The sequence below is a fragment of the Vibrio salinus genome, from assembly GCF_021272385.1.
In the GTDB taxonomy this organism is placed as follows: domain Bacteria; phylum Pseudomonadota; class Gammaproteobacteria; order Enterobacterales; family Vibrionaceae; genus Vibrio; species Vibrio salinus.
This window is the reverse complement of the sequence record NZ_JAJSDZ010000009.1, coordinates 454,388-468,641: the sequence shown is the minus strand read 5'-3', so window position 1 is coordinate 468,641 and position 14,254 is coordinate 454,388. Positions and strand designations below refer to the sequence as shown.

Below are 14,254 nucleotides of genomic sequence, written 5' to 3'. Positions count from 1 at the left end.
TCACTCCGCAATACGCTTAATAACGATCTGAAAATGGAAAGAAAAAAATCAATGTTGATGGTACACAAAAACGAAAAGAGATACAGAAATAGTTCTCCAACAACGGATAGACAAACATTCATATCGGGAGCTGTATGCTCCCTTACTTTACCATCAGAGTATCAGCGTCGTTTTGACTCTCTTTTGGTCAGCTCAAATTCAAACTCCTCCGGATACAACACAATCCCTTCCCCTTGTTGATCCGGAAAAACAATCACTGATAAATCATCCTCTTCCAGTCCCATTGTCCAGCGGCTCTTCCATTTGGAAACCGAGATCGCTTCTGTAGTAAACCCTTCCCACTCCTCCGTAGCCCACTGTTCAGCACATGACTGAGTAGGCCAGACCGGCACACAATCTTCATCATCCGCAGTGAGCAGGACACTGCCATGCTCATCAACCAATAACCAAATTTTCAGTTCCTTTGTCACACGATTGAAAAACCAGTTCATACGCTCTGTCGGATCTGCAGGAATCGATTCCCGGGAAATATTATCAGTCATTATGTGCCTTTATTTTTTCTTTGGTAAATTACTGTTGGTATCATTCATAAGGGTAAGAACAACGAACCTGATTACGGCCATTACTTTTCGCTTCATACAACGCTTTATCCGCTCTGATTGTCAACTCATCTAATGTTTCATCCACACAGTTTTTCTGAGCAAGTCCTATGCTGGCGGTCACCGAAGTGTCTTGTGTACATTCAATGGTGGTTGTGGAAAAAACAGTCAGGATTCTTTCTGACGCAATTTTTGCATTAGCAAGTGTTGTCTCGACAAATATAATTAAAAATTCTTCGCCCCCCCAACGACAAATATAATCTGTATCACGACAGGATTTTTTCAACGCATTTGCCATGCATTTTAAAACCTCATCACCGCACTCATGACCATAAGTATCATTAACTATTTTGAAGTGATCTAAGTCAATTAGCGCAATGGTTAACGCTTTATTATTCCGTTTGAATCTTTTTTCTTCAATATGAAATAATTCCTGAATTTTTCTCCGGTTATAAAGCCCGGTGAGAAAGTCTGTATTCGCCAATCCTGACAACTTATTATATAAAATTGCATTATGTAAAACTAACGATATTTGTTCACCTAGATAGAGAAGGAACTTCTTATCAAATAATTCTTTTTTGATTTCATCAATAGAATAAACAATAGTGATTGCGCCAATAATTTCATTTGATGCTATTAAAGGAATACTCACCATGTGAGATACCCCCTTACTTTTATAATCTTCAGCAAGCTCTTTATTAGGGTAGCTATCAATATCAATAATGATGACTTTTTCCTGCTCAACAGCTTTCCCTGACAGCCCTTCTCCCATCTTAAAGGTTTTGACCTGATTAATTGGCAACTCCAGTTCATTAAAAAGATATGCCATCGTATGGGAGTACTCACCATGACCTTCATCTTTCAGGTAAATCGCTCCTGATGGGACACCAAATGACTTTCTTAATATGGATTCAATGGATTTATACAATCCCTGTAAATCAAGATGCTTTGCCGTATCATTTAAAAATTCAAAAAGATGTGTAAACCGATTTTTATCTTGCTTAAGCAGTCTGTTCTTATCTCTCAAAGTAGCATTAAACATACCATTTAAAAAAATGGTATTATAGACAATTAAAAAAATGAACGTAAGACTGGTTAAAACATCCTTATCAAATAAAGAATGAAGTCTGTAATCAGAAAGATATTCAGCAATTGTTATCGTTATTCTTACCAGATAAAAAGCACAGGAAAAAATAAACAACATCCAAATTTCTTTAGAAATTAAACTTAAAAACAAACCTTTTTTTTGAAAAATACATGCGATAGAAAAGAAATACAACATAAAAGAGATAATAGAAACAATCAACACTCTAAACATTGTATTAAAATCTATAAAGGTATAATAATAGAATCCGACTCCATATAATATTAAAATAGATAAAACAACAAAATTTTCATAAGGAATTTTCTTTATTTCAAAACACAACGCTGTTGAAACCTGATAATAAAAACCAAATAAAAGAAAACCATTAGACAGTATTATTGTTATCCAATAATAATTAAAATAACGTTGTGATAATAATAAGATACAACCAAAAAAGATGAGGATAGAAGACATTCGCCAACGCTTCGCGACATCAAGATCAATGTTACCGGATATAGCATAAGTGAAGATCGCATTGATACCAACCATGATGACTAACGTTTCTAAGAGGGTATAATTATCCATGATGATTCATTAATACAAAATATTAAATTTTAAATATTGAGTATAAGAAACAAAAAAACATTCTGCCACTCAAAGACATGCTTAGATAATTCTGTTTTCGGCTAAAAAATAGAGTCCTCCTTACCATTCGTCTTCTTTCAACGCGACTCAGCCAATAAATTCAACCAAGCCAGCGTATATATCAGAATAAACCCAAAACTATTTCAGAGGGTCATTATCGGGCAGAGCACTGTGAATCCACAGAGCCAAACGTTTTTTAATGCTTTTCCCATCTAATTTATCTGCCGGTAAAGGTGTAATCTGTTTAACTTCAACCAGGAACAGATATAACGCTTTCGCTTTAACCGATGGTGACGCATTCGAAGCAAGATTATATCCCTGCATTTCAGCCATTTTACAGCCGACTTCTAATGCCTTTTTAAATAGTTTATCTTCATTAACGATTTTAGCTGTTTTCGACATATGCTCACCATAGTTCATTTAAATCATATAGTTAGTATATATTACACTTTCTGTTTTTCATCCATATTGAGAACTATCATTGCAATTATTTATTAAAAGTGATGTACAACACATAAACATAATTTCATCCGTCGGCATCATCAGCGATTAACAATGTCTGTGGCACTAACGGCCGAAATCGCCACACCAAAACTGGTAATATTCGGTAGTGTTACATTATGATGGGTGCGAATTTGCTCACCGGATGCATGTTCTTTATCGTGTGTCGTATGAGCATCGGAAACAATGTCTACCTGATAACCTAATGCCGCTGCTTTTCTGACCGTGGTATCAACACAAAATTCGGATGCATAACCGCATACAATAAGGTGATCAATATTCTGATGTTCCAGTACCATTGCCAAATCTGTTCTTAAAAAAGAATCTGGTGTCGTTTTACGAATAAACAAATCTCCATCTTCTGTTACTAAATCACTCTGCAACTGCCAGCCATCACTTCCATATTCCAGAACTGAATCATCCAGTTCATGTTGAACATAAATAACCGGATATTGATTAGAACGAGCCCATGACGTGACTGTATTTATCTGTTCAATCACCTCTTCACTTTCAAATGGACCAGGTTGAGTGTCAAACAGGCCCTTCTGCACATCAATAATCAGTACCGCTGATTTCATCATTTCCCCCTAGCAAATTAAACATAAACAAAAAGGCCTACTTCTTAGCAGGCCTTGACTTACTATTGGTTTGCCAGCTTTTCACTAAGCTTCATTCACTTTCGCGTGCATTTCCTGAACCGAGATAACGGATGATTTTGGATCCGTCTTCTGACCCATACAGGTTGCAACAGCGGCATTGATGGTTGTCGTATAATTGACTTTCTCAACCAAAGCACCGCGACGAAGTACCTTAGAATCTTCAATCGCCTGACGTCCTGCCGCAGTATTAATAATGTAAGAGTACTCATTATTTTTAATCCGGTCTAAAATGTGTGGACGCCCTTCATGAACCTTGTTCACAAGACGAGGGTTGATCCCCGCTTCACCAAGAGCAACCGCCGTTCCATGTGTCGCATCAAGCTGGTAACCCAGTTCCAGAAGTTTTTTCGCCACATCCACAATACGATGCTTATCGCCTTCACGAACAGAAAGAAGAGCACGCCCTCCTTCCGGATAAACATTACCACAAGCCAGTTCCGCTTTTGCAAAAGCTTCAGCAAAAGTATAACCAACGCCCATAACCTCACCGGTTGAACGCATTTCAGGCCCTAACAAAGGATCAACACCCGGGAATTTATTAAACGGTAGCATTACTTCTTTTACCGAAAAATACGGAGGAATGATTTCTTTAGTAAAGCCTTGTTGTTCCAGAGACTGTCCAACCATCACCCGCGCAGCAATTTTAGCAAGTTGAGCGCCAGTCGCCTTAGACACAAACGGTACAGTACGTGCTGCACGAGGGTTTACTTCAATTAAATAAACCTGATCATTCTTCACGGCAAACTGAGTGTTCATCAGGCCACGAACACCAAGCTCAAAAGCAAGCTTCTCAACTTGTTCTCGCATTACATCCTGAATCTCTTTACTCAGTGTGTAAGCCGGAAGAGAACATGCTGAGTCACCAGAGTGAACCCCCGCCTGTTCGATATGCTCCATGATACCGCCGATAACAACACGCTCACCATCACAGATAGCATCGATATCGACTTCAACCGCATCATCAAGGAAATGATCAAGAAGCACAGGTGATTCATTTGAAACACTGACCGCTTCATTAAAGTAGCGACGCAAATCCGCTTCGTCATACACGATTTCCATTGCTCGTCCACCCAAAACATAGGAAGGGCGGACAACCAGAGGGAAACCAATTTCTTTGGATTTTTCGATGGCCAATTCAATCGTTGTAACGGTCGCATTTTCTGGCTGAAGCAAGCCTAAACGTTCAACTGCCTGTTGGAAGCGCTCACGGTCTTCTGCTCGGTCAATGGCATCCGGGCTGGTACCAATGATTGGTACACCTGCCGCTTCAAGAGCACGGGCAAGTTTCAAAGGCGTCTGACCACCATACTGAACAATTACACCTTTCGGTTTTTCTACCCGGGCAATTGCCAATACATCTTCCAGTGTAACCGGCTCAAAATACAGGCGGTCAGAGGTGTCATAGTCAGTTGAAACCGTTTCAGGGTTACAGTTAACCATGATAGTTTCATAACCATCTTCGCGCAATGCCAGCGAAGCATGTACACAGCAATAATCAAATTCAATACCCTGACCGATACGGTTAGGACCGCCACCCAGTACCATAATTTTATCGTGGTCCGTCGGATTCGCTTCACACTCTTCATCATAAGATGAATACATATAAGCAGTATCTGACGCAAATTCAGCAGCGCAGGTATCAACACGTTTATAAACAGGATGAATACTGAACTGATCACGTAAACGACGGATTTCACTTTCAGCCACACCAACCAGTTTAGACAGGCGGGCATCAGAAAAGCCTTTACGTTTCAGTTTACGCAGAACATCCGCTGTCAGACCGGCAAAACCGGCAGTGTGAAGCTCTGCTTCCAGTTTGATAATTTCTTCAATCTGAACCAGGAACCAACGGTCGATGGCAGTCAGAGAAAAGACGTCTTCAACGGTCATTCCTGCCCGAAACGCATCACCAATGTACCAGATACGTTCGGCACCGGCGTCTTTCAGTTGATGACGGATCGTGGTCATTGCATCCGGAGAGCTCAGGTCTACAATTTCATCAAAGCCGTATGAACCAACTTCCAGACCACGCAACGCTTTTTGTAAGGATTCCTGTTGGTTACGACCAATTGCCATTACTTCACCAACAGATTTCATTTGAGTCGTCAGGCGATCATTCGCACCGGCAAATTTTTCGAAGTTAAAACGAGGGATCTTAGTCACAACGTAATCGATTGTCGGTTCAAAAGATGCAGGTGTTGCACCACCGGTAATGTCGTTCATTAACTCATCAAGCGTGAACCCAACAGCCAGTTTGGCTGCGACTTTTGCAATCGGGAATCCGGTTGCTTTAGATGCCAGAGCGGATGAACGGGACACCCGAGGATTCATTTCAATGATAACCATACGGCCATCTTTCGGGTTAATACCGAACTGAACATTTGAACCACCCGTTTCAACACCGATTTCACGTAATACAGCAAGAGATGCATTACGCATCAATTGATATTCTTTATCTGTCAGTGTCTGCGCCGGAGCAACCGTGATTGAGTCACCGGTATGGATACCCATTGGATCGAAGTTTTCGATTGAACAGATGATGATACAGTTGTCGTTTTTATCACGAACCACTTCCATCTCATATTCTTTCCAACCGATAAGAGATTCATCGATTAAAAGCTCATGCGTCGGTGACAGATCAAAACCACGGTGACAGATTTCATCGAACTCTTCTTTGTTATATGCGATACCGCCACCGGTACCACCCATAGTGAAAGAAGGACGAATGATACATGGGAAGCCGACCATGTCTAACACTTTGTAAGCTTCTTCCATTGTCTTAGCAGTATCCGCTTTTGGACATGCCAAACCAATTGATTTCATTGCCTTATCAAATCGGGAACGATCTTCGGCTTTATCGATAGCATCCGCAGTCGCTCCGATCATTTCAACACCGAATTCCTTCAGGACACCATGTTTTTCAAGATCCAAAGCACAGTTCAGTGCAGTTTGGCCACCCATTGTAGGCAGAATGGCATCCGGGCTTTCCTTTTCAATGATCTTGCGCACCACTTCCCACTGAATTGGCTCAATGTAGGTAGCGTCCGCCATATCAGGGTCGGTCATGATAGTCGCAGGATTCGAGTTAACGAGAATCACCCGATACCCTTCTTCACGAAGTGCTTTACAGGCTTGAGCACCTGAATAGTCAAACTCACACGCCTGACCGATAACAATAGGACCCGCACCTAGAATAAGAATACTTTTTATGTCTGAACGTTTTGGCATTGTCTACTACTCCGGATTAAGCGCGGTGTTGTTTAATAAGTTCAATAAAATGGTCAAAAAGCGGAGCCGCATCATGTGGACCAGGGCTTGCTTCCGGGTGCCCCTGGAAACTAAATGCCGGTTTATCCGTACGGTGGATACCCTGCAATGAACCATCAAATAAAGATTTATGTGTCGCTTTTAAATTCTCAGGCAAAGACGTTTCATCCGCAGCAAAGCCATGGTTCTGAGAGGTAATCATGACAACATTACGATCCAAATCTTTCACCGGATGGTTAGCACCGTGATGACCAAATTTCATTTTTATGGTTTTTGCACCGGATGCTAACGCCAGTATCTGGTGTCCCAGGCAGATGCCAAACACTGGCAATCCCTTATCTAGGAAGGTTTTTGTTGCATCAATAGCGTAAGTACATGGTTCCGGATCGCCCGGTCCATTTGATAGAAAGATACCATCCGGATTCATAGCCAGAACATCTTCTGCAGACGTTTCTGCCGGTACAACCGTCAGGCGGCAACCACGATCGACAAGCATTCTCAGGATATTACGTTTAGCACCAAAATCGTATGCAACGACATGGAAAGGCAGCTCGCTGTCCTCTTTAGCCTGAGGTAAACCACCTTCAAGAGACCAGGAACCCTGTTTCCATTCATAAGCTTCTTTTGTAGTGACAACTTTGGCAAGATCCATTCCCTTAAGACCCGGAAATTCTTTTGCTTTGGTCAACGCCAATGCTTCATCCAGATTATCACCGGCCATAATGCAGCCATTCTGAGCCCCTTTTTCTCTCAAAATACGGGTCAGCTTTCTTGTATCGATGTCTGCAATACCGACAACATTATTTGCGGAAAGATACTCAGACAAAGATTGCTCAGAACGAAAATTTGAAGCGACTAACGGAAGATCCCGAATAATCAACCCCTGAGCATGAATAGCAGAAGATTCTTCATCTTCGGAATTGGTTCCGGTGTTTCCAATATGGGGATAAGTGAGAGTTACGATTTGCTGGGAATAGGAAGGATCAGTGAGGATTTCTTGGTACCCCGTCATCGAGGTATTAAAAACGACTTCACCAACGGAAACCCCATCTGCGCCAATGGACACCCCGTGGAACACTGTCCCATCTTCTAGGACTAACAGTGCTGACTTACTCAAGACAACCTCCAGAATAAAAATGCAAAAAAAGTAAATTAAACTGCAAATTTGCCTTCCTTTTCGCTATTCATTGCTGTCATAGCGTACTTAGGACAAATTGGATTTATTTTAGAGATTACCGTGATTAGTGTCAACATTCGCTATCAAAGAAAGTGTTTTTTTTAGTGACTTATCCTCAATGAGCAATAAAACACAATAAAAGACTATATTTAACAGCCATATTTGATGATTTTATACTCAACATTATGAAAAATAATCATTCAGACAGCAGAAAGAAAAGAAATATACAGAAATGGTGAGGAAGTAATCGATATCGTAGGAGGATTTATATACTTTTTTATGGGTTTTATTCGCTTTTTTATAAAAACTTAGCTTAATAGTAATTAAAGTGAAGCTTATTTTTGGAAAAAAACGAAGTAAAGATCATAAACGACAAAAAGAAAAAGAAAAATGCGCTAACAAACGTTAGCGCATAATTATTTAAAGTTCATTTAATCCAAGTACATCGGTCATTGAATAAAAACCCGGTTGTTTATCACTCAACCACACGGCAGCTTTTACAGCACCGTTAGCAAACGTCATACGATCCGTTGCTTTATGTGAAATTTCGACTCGTTCACCGACATCAGCAAACATAGCAGTATGCTCACCAACAATGTCTCCGGCCCGAATCGTTGCAAAACCAATTTCATCGCGGCTTCTTTCGCCCGTAATACCTTCGCGGGCATAAACAGCCACATCACTTAATTTGTTGCCCATCGCACCGGCAATGGATTCTCCCATTCCAATAGCAGTACCTGAAGGGGCATCCACTTTATGTCGATGGTGAGCTTCGATAATTTCAATATCACAGTAATCCCCCATCACTTTCGCTGCTTTTTCCAATAATTTGAAAACCAGATTCACGCCGACACTGTAGTTTGGAGCCATAACAATCGGAATTTCTTTCGCAGCTTCATCAATTAAAGAGCGCTCTTCATCGCTGAAACCTGTTGTACCAATAACAATTTTCTTTTTAAATTTTTTACATAATTCCAGATTTGATAAGGTGCTTTGAGGTGCCGTAAAATCGATAATGACGTCAAAGTTATCAATCACCCCCTCTAATGAATCAACCAAAGAAACACCAAGACGGCCTTCAGAACATAATTCACCGACATCAACACCAATCAATGAAGATTCTGCCCTTTCTGAACCAGCACCAACCTGTGCATTATCATTATGATGAGTTGCTTTTACTAAATTACGGCCCATACGGCCAGCGGCTCCTGCAATCGCAATTTTAACCATTGCCAATTTCTCCATTCGATACTAAATGACATGCCTTGCACACATCATACTGCTTACCTATCCGACTACGCTGACAAAATTCTTGCCATGTCTTCAGCCTACAATTTGCGCATTATGCAAATTCTGCAATAACCCGCTTTACAATACCAATATTTGCTTCCGGAAAAGCATGGTCTTCCAGATGGTTTATAGTAACCCATTTCCCCTGCTGGCCTTCTTTTCCAAATGGTTCATTTTGAAACCCTGTCACCAGCATAAAATCAAAAACCAAAGCTTTATCGGAATAATCAAATTCAAGATGTTCAAATACAGACTGATTGGTTACCCGGATACCCACTTCTTCTTCCAGTTCACGAACCATAGCCTGTTCGATACTTTCATCAGATTCTACTTTACCACCCGGGAATTCCCACAACCCACCTTTATGAACATGATTGGGTCTTTTCGTGATATAAACCTGACTTTTATCCGCATTAAAAATAACGGCGGCAACAATATGAGTTCGTTTCATTAAATTTCTTATCGTTCACTCAGAATAAAATCAGTCTATCGACAAATAGCGGATAAAAAAAGAGCCGCTTTAAAAAAGCGACTCTTTTTATCGACATAGCGTTAAGCAATCCTTCCGCAACAGTGTTTGTATTTTTTACCACTACCACAAGGACAAGGATCATTACGACCAATTTTACGTTCTCCACGAACAATCGGCTGGTGTGAATCCTGCAGCTCATCTTCATCAACGAGCGCATTTTCCTGTTGATGCTGAGTTTGTGCTTTACGTGCTGCTTCCTCCGCTTGAATCCGGCGCTGCTCTTCCATCTGTTCGACTTCTTCCTGTTGCTGAACACGAACTTTAGAAAGAATAGAAATAACATCAAATTTTAATGAATCAAGCATTTCCTCAAATAGCTCAAAAGATTCACGCTTATATTCCTGTTTCGGATCTTTCTGCGCATAACCACGAAGATGAATACCTTGTCTCAAGTGATCCATTGCTGCAAGGTGCTCTTTCCATAATGTATCCAATGATTGCAACATTACGGATTTCTCAAAATTACGCAAAATTTCAGACGTAACCACTTCTTCTTTTTGTTTGTAAATAGCAACCGCTTCGTCAAGAATTCTTTCTCTCAACGCTTCTTCAAACAAACTGTCATCTTCATCAAGCCAGTTCTGAATGGGCAGATCCAGATCAAAATCGTGTTTCAGACGATCTTGAAGACCAGTCACATTCCATAATTCTTCTAATGACTGCGGCGGAATATATTCGTCAATAGCTATCGTAAAGACATCGCTGCGGTTCTGTTCGATCATTTCACTGATATCCTGCGCTTCTATCAGCTCATCACGCAGTTCATAAACAACTTTACGCTGATCATTCGCAACGTCATCGTATTCCAATAACTGTTTACGAATATCAAAGTTACGACTTTCAACTTTACGCTGAGCTTTTTCTATAGAGCGGGACAGCAGCTTACTTTCAATCGCTTCCCCTTCATCCATACCACTCTTAATCAGATTCGCCATGCGATCAGAAGTAAAAATACGTAACAACGCATCTTCCATGGACAGATAGAAACGAGTTGAACCCGGATCACCCTGACGACCGGAACGACCACGAAGCTGGTTATCAATACGTCTTGATTCGTGTCTTTCCGTACCAATAATATGCAAACCACCGGCTTCTAACACTTTATCATGCTCAACCTGCCAGGCTGCTTTGATGTCAGAAACCTGCTCATCCGTTGGGTTATCCAACAAATCAACTTTACTCTGCCAACTACCACCAAGCACAATATCGGTACCACGACCAGCCATGTTTGTTGCAATTGTTACCGAACCTGTCATCCCCGCTTCTGCCACAATCTCGGCTTCTTTCTCATGGAATTTAGCATTCAGCACGTTATGTTTAATGCCTGCTTTTTTCAAAGCGTTAGATAACAACTCGGATTTTTCAATTGATATGGTACCAACCAGACAAGGCTGACCAGCTTTTACTTTTTCTTTAATGTCATCAATAATGGCGTTAAATTTTTCAGCTTCCGTACGATACACCATATCAGGCATATCATTACGAATCATTGGTTTATTGGTTGGAATAACAACCGTATCCAAACCATAAATTTGTTGAAACTCGAAAGCCTCTGTATCGGCAGTCCCCGTCATACCAGACAATTTGTCATAAAGACGGAAATAATTCTGGAAGGTAATTGAAGCCAGCGTCTGGTTTTCATTCTGAATCTGAACGCCTTCTTTGGCTTCCACCGCCTGATGCAAACCATCAGACCAACGACGACCAGGCATCGTACGTCCGGTGTGCTCATCGACAATAACCACTTCGCCTTCTTCATTCACAATGTAGTCGACGTTCCGCTCAAATAGGACGTGAGCTCTCAAAGCTGCATTTACATGATGTAACAAAGCGATATTTGCCGGAGAATACACGGTATCCCCTTCGTTCATCAGACCATTTTTAATCAGAAGTTCTTCAACGTATTCCTGACCGGTTTCCGTCAGATACACCTGCTTCGCTTTTTCATCGACGGTGTAATGGCCGGTACCGTGATACTCTTCATCATCTTCTTTATCTTGTTTTTCAAGATTAGGGATTAACGCATTAATACGGGTATAAAGCTCAGAACTGTCTTCAGCCGGACCGGAGATGATTAACGGTGTCCGTGCTTCATCGATTAAGATCGAGTCAACCTCATCGACAATGGCAAAAAAACGTTCACCCTGAACGCGGTCTTCCTTACGGAAAGCCATGTTGTCTCTCAGGTAATCAAAACCAAATTCATTGTTGGTCCCATATAGAATATCGGCTTTGTAAGCTTCCTGTTTTTCCAAAGGCATCATGCCGGGCACATTGACCCCGACGGTCATTCCCAAAAATTCAAAAAGTGGCCGGTTGGTCTCCGCATCACGTTTTGCTAAGTAATCGTTCACTGTAACCACATGAACGCCTTTACCGGCAATACCATTTAGATAAGCCGGCAACGTTGCGGTTAACGTCTTACCTTCACCGGTACGCATCTCCGCAATTTGCGCGGAGTTAAGCACCATACCGCCAATCAGCTGTACGTCAAAATGACGCATACCGTAAATACGCTTAGACGCTTCTCTTACAGTTGCAAATGCTTCCGGCAACAATTCATCTAAGGTTTCACCCTGTTCATATCGCTGACGAAACTCAACGGTTTTCGCTTGTAATTCTTCATCAGAAAGGGCTTCAAAAGTAGGTTCAAAATTATTGATCTGTTTTACTATTTTTCTCAGGCGTCGTAACGTTCGATCATTACGGCTGCCTACGATCTTAGTCAGTAGCTTAGTTAACATTTTACTATTATTCTCTCTATACCCAGATCATTCATCTGTGATCTATAATAAGCCATCAGTCTCTATCAGTTTTAAACTAAGTGTACTGAGTGAAATCATATACATCGGATATTGTGATAACTAATGGTCTTTTCAAGGCTAAATTTCATTTTGTCTGATTTAGTCACTGATTTTTCCTTAATATCATTACGAAATTGAATAAAGAAAAACTCACTTACTGTATCACTCTGGCGAAACAATGATAAAATCCCTATTGTACCTGAGTTTTTCACGGTTCAATAGGAGTGAATGATGCGAGATCACCGTCCAACCTCAACTGGTGATTTATTAGCTCAATCGAAGCTAAAAACAATTCAAGAACATGCTGAGCAGATCCACCAACTCACAAGCCTAATCCGCTCTGTTTTACCCAAAGGTACAGAAGATTTTATCCGCGTGGCAAATATTCGTAATAATTACCTCCATTTACAAGCTGCCAGTGCAGCAATAAAAATGAAAGTCTCGTACGAACGACTCACAATTCTGAACTTTCTCCGGGCTAACGGATATGCCGGTCTAATGGGGCTGGATATTACCATTGAGCCGTCAATATACCGCTCAGATCAGACAGAAAAAGCGCCGGAAAAAACAGCAAAAGCGCCAGTATCCGAAAACGCAGCCAATATGTTGAAAAGCATTGCAACTAATGCTACTCCGAAAGTCAGAGCAAGGCTCGAAAACATTGCAAAACTTGCAGACAAAAACAAAAAAACCGGAGAATAATTTCTCCGGTTTTTACTAATTCACATCAATTAATCAAGCCAGTACTGTATTCAGGTCTGCGAAAGAAACCGGTGAACCAGATTCTTGCTCATAAGTTGCCCATTCCCAGGCTTCCTGATCGGCCAGCAATGCTCTTAACAATTGATTATTCAATCCATGTCCAGATTTATATGCTCTAAATTCACCGACAACCGAATGGCCATTCATATACAGATCACCAATTGCATCCAGAATTTTATGAGTAACAAATTCATTTCTGAAGCGTAATCCTTCTTCATTCAAAATACGGTATTCGTCCAGAACGATGGCGCAATCAAAGCTGCCACCCAAGCATAAATTTTGTGACTGAAGATTTTCAATATCTCTCATGAAACCAAAAGTTCTTGCACGAGAAATTTCTTTTACAAAAGCACTGGAGGAGAAATCAAAAACCATACGTTGCTGCTCGGCATCAATTGCCGGATGATTAAACTCAATTTCAAAATCCATCCGAAAACCGTTAAACGGACGCAATTCTGCCCATTTATCGCCATCCTCAATACGAATCGTTTTTTTCACCCGAATGAAACGCTTGGGCGCATTTTGCATTTCAATGCCAGCTTGCTGAAGCAAGAACACAAACGGGCTGGAACTACCATCCATAATCGGAATTTCAGGTGCATCCACCTCAACAATAATATTGTCAATCCCAACCCCGGCAAGGGCTGCATTAAGATGCTCTACAGTAGAGATGCGAATACCTTCATCGTTAACCAAAGCGGTACATAGCATGGTATCTCGAACGGATTCAGGCGCAACAGGGAAATCAACAGGAGGATTAACATCCGTACGACGGTAAATCACTCCGGTGTTTGCAGCTGCAGGGCGAAGAGTAAGTGTCACTTTACGACCTGAGTGTAATCCCACTCCGGTTGTTTTCACTATTTCTTTCAGAGTTCTTTGTCTGATCATCTACTTGCCTCTATATCAGTGCTACAAACGCAGTCCAATATAC

At 41.1% G+C, this 14,254-nt stretch carries 11 protein-coding genes; 1 reads left to right on the top strand and 10 read right to left on the bottom strand.

Annotated features, from left to right (window positions below; all coding sequences use genetic code 11):
- Positions 1-161: 161 nt before the first annotated feature.
- From LRQ06_RS10375 to secA, 9 genes are all read right to left on the bottom strand, one after another.
- Positions 162-542 (bottom strand): DUF2750 domain-containing protein, encoded by a 381-nt coding sequence (locus LRQ06_RS10375; protein ID WP_373054824.1) that lies wholly within the window; start codon positions 540-542, stop codon positions 162-164.
- 40 nt (positions 543-582) lie between these two features.
- Complete coding sequence (locus tag LRQ06_RS10370) at positions 583-2,157, bottom strand: sensor domain-containing diguanylate cyclase (RefSeq protein WP_232766254.1); 1,575 nt, start codon at positions 2,155-2,157, stop codon at positions 583-585.
- Positions 2,158-2,466: 309 nt separating this feature from the next.
- Positions 2,467-2,730 (bottom strand): DUF5062 family protein, encoded by a 264-nt coding sequence (locus tag LRQ06_RS10365; RefSeq protein ID WP_232766253.1) that lies wholly within the window; start codon positions 2,728-2,730, stop codon positions 2,467-2,469.
- Positions 2,731-2,870: 140 nt separating this feature from the next.
- Positions 2,871-3,407 (bottom strand): cysteine hydrolase family protein, encoded by a 537-nt coding sequence (locus LRQ06_RS10360; RefSeq protein WP_232767151.1) that lies wholly within the window; start codon positions 3,405-3,407, stop codon positions 2,871-2,873.
- An 84-nt stretch (positions 3,408-3,491) separates the two neighbouring features.
- On the bottom strand, positions 3,492-6,716 hold the full coding sequence (carB, locus tag LRQ06_RS10355; protein ID WP_232766252.1) for a carbamoyl-phosphate synthase large subunit: 3,225 nt from the start codon (positions 6,714-6,716) through the stop codon (positions 3,492-3,494).
- 16 nt (positions 6,717-6,732) lie between these two features.
- Entirely contained in the window at positions 6,733-7,872 is a 1,140-nt protein-coding gene (carA, locus tag LRQ06_RS10350) for a glutamine-hydrolyzing carbamoyl-phosphate synthase small subunit (RefSeq protein ID WP_232766251.1), read from the bottom strand.
- Positions 7,873-8,352: 480 nt separating this feature from the next.
- Positions 8,353-9,162: a 4-hydroxy-tetrahydrodipicolinate reductase gene (gene dapB / locus LRQ06_RS10345; RefSeq protein ID WP_232766250.1), complete on the bottom strand. Its 810-nt coding sequence runs from the start codon at positions 9,160-9,162 to the stop codon at positions 8,353-8,355.
- A 112-nt stretch (positions 9,163-9,274) separates the two neighbouring features.
- Positions 9,275-9,673: an 8-oxo-dGTP diphosphatase MutT gene (mutT, locus tag LRQ06_RS10340; protein WP_232766249.1), complete on the bottom strand. Its 399-nt coding sequence runs from the start codon at positions 9,671-9,673 to the stop codon at positions 9,275-9,277.
- A 101-nt stretch (positions 9,674-9,774) separates the two neighbouring features.
- Positions 9,775-12,498: a preprotein translocase subunit SecA gene (secA, locus tag LRQ06_RS10335; RefSeq protein WP_232766248.1), complete on the bottom strand. Its 2,724-nt coding sequence runs from the start codon at positions 12,496-12,498 to the stop codon at positions 9,775-9,777.
- A gap of 291 nt (positions 12,499-12,789) precedes the next feature.
- Here secA and LRQ06_RS10330 point away from each other — a divergent pair, with 291 nt between their 5' ends.
- Positions 12,790-13,260, top strand: coding sequence for a DUF721 domain-containing protein (locus LRQ06_RS10330; protein ID WP_232767149.1), 471 nt, complete (start codon positions 12,790-12,792; stop codon positions 13,258-13,260).
- A 33-nt stretch (positions 13,261-13,293) separates the two neighbouring features.
- On the opposite strand, the gene lpxC is transcribed toward LRQ06_RS10330, so the two are convergent.
- A complete protein-coding gene (gene lpxC / locus LRQ06_RS10325; RefSeq protein WP_232766247.1) occupies positions 13,294-14,211 on the bottom strand; it encodes a UDP-3-O-acyl-N-acetylglucosamine deacetylase in 918 nt (305 codons plus the stop codon).
- Between the last annotated feature and the right edge of the window lie 43 nt (positions 14,212-14,254).

What these genes read in the sequence shown, in the direction of transcription:
- LRQ06_RS10375 (WP_373054824.1), bottom strand. Translation starts at nt 542, where the DNA reads ATGACTGATAATATTTCCCGGGAATCGATTCCTGCAGATCCGACAGAG.
- LRQ06_RS10370 (WP_232766254.1), bottom strand. Translation starts at nt 2,157, where the DNA reads ATGTCTTCTATCCTCATCTTTTTTGGTTGTATCTTATTATTATCACAA.
- LRQ06_RS10365 (WP_232766253.1), bottom strand. Translation starts at nt 2,730, where the DNA reads ATGTCGAAAACAGCTAAAATCGTTAATGAAGATAAACTATTTAAAAAG.
- LRQ06_RS10360 (WP_232767151.1), bottom strand. Translation starts at nt 3,407, where the DNA reads ATGAAATCAGCGGTACTGATTATTGATGTGCAGAAGGGCCTGTTTGAC.
- carB (WP_232766252.1), bottom strand. Translation starts at nt 6,716, where the DNA reads ATGCCAAAACGTTCAGACATAAAAAGTATTCTTATTCTAGGTGCGGGT.
- dapB (WP_232766250.1), bottom strand. Translation starts at nt 9,162, where the DNA reads ATGGTTAAAATTGCGATTGCAGGAGCCGCTGGCCGTATGGGCCGTAAT.
- mutT (WP_232766249.1), bottom strand. Translation starts at nt 9,673, where the DNA reads ATGAAACGAACTCATATTGTTGCCGCCGTTATTTTTAATGCGGATAAA.
- secA (WP_232766248.1), bottom strand. Translation starts at nt 12,498, where the DNA reads ATGTTAACTAAGCTACTGACTAAGATCGTAGGCAGCCGTAATGATCGA.
- LRQ06_RS10330 (WP_232767149.1), top strand. Translation starts at nt 12,790, where the DNA reads ATGCGAGATCACCGTCCAACCTCAACTGGTGATTTATTAGCTCAATCG.
- lpxC (WP_232766247.1), bottom strand. Translation starts at nt 14,211, where the DNA reads ATGATCAGACAAAGAACTCTGAAAGAAATAGTGAAAACAACCGGAGTG.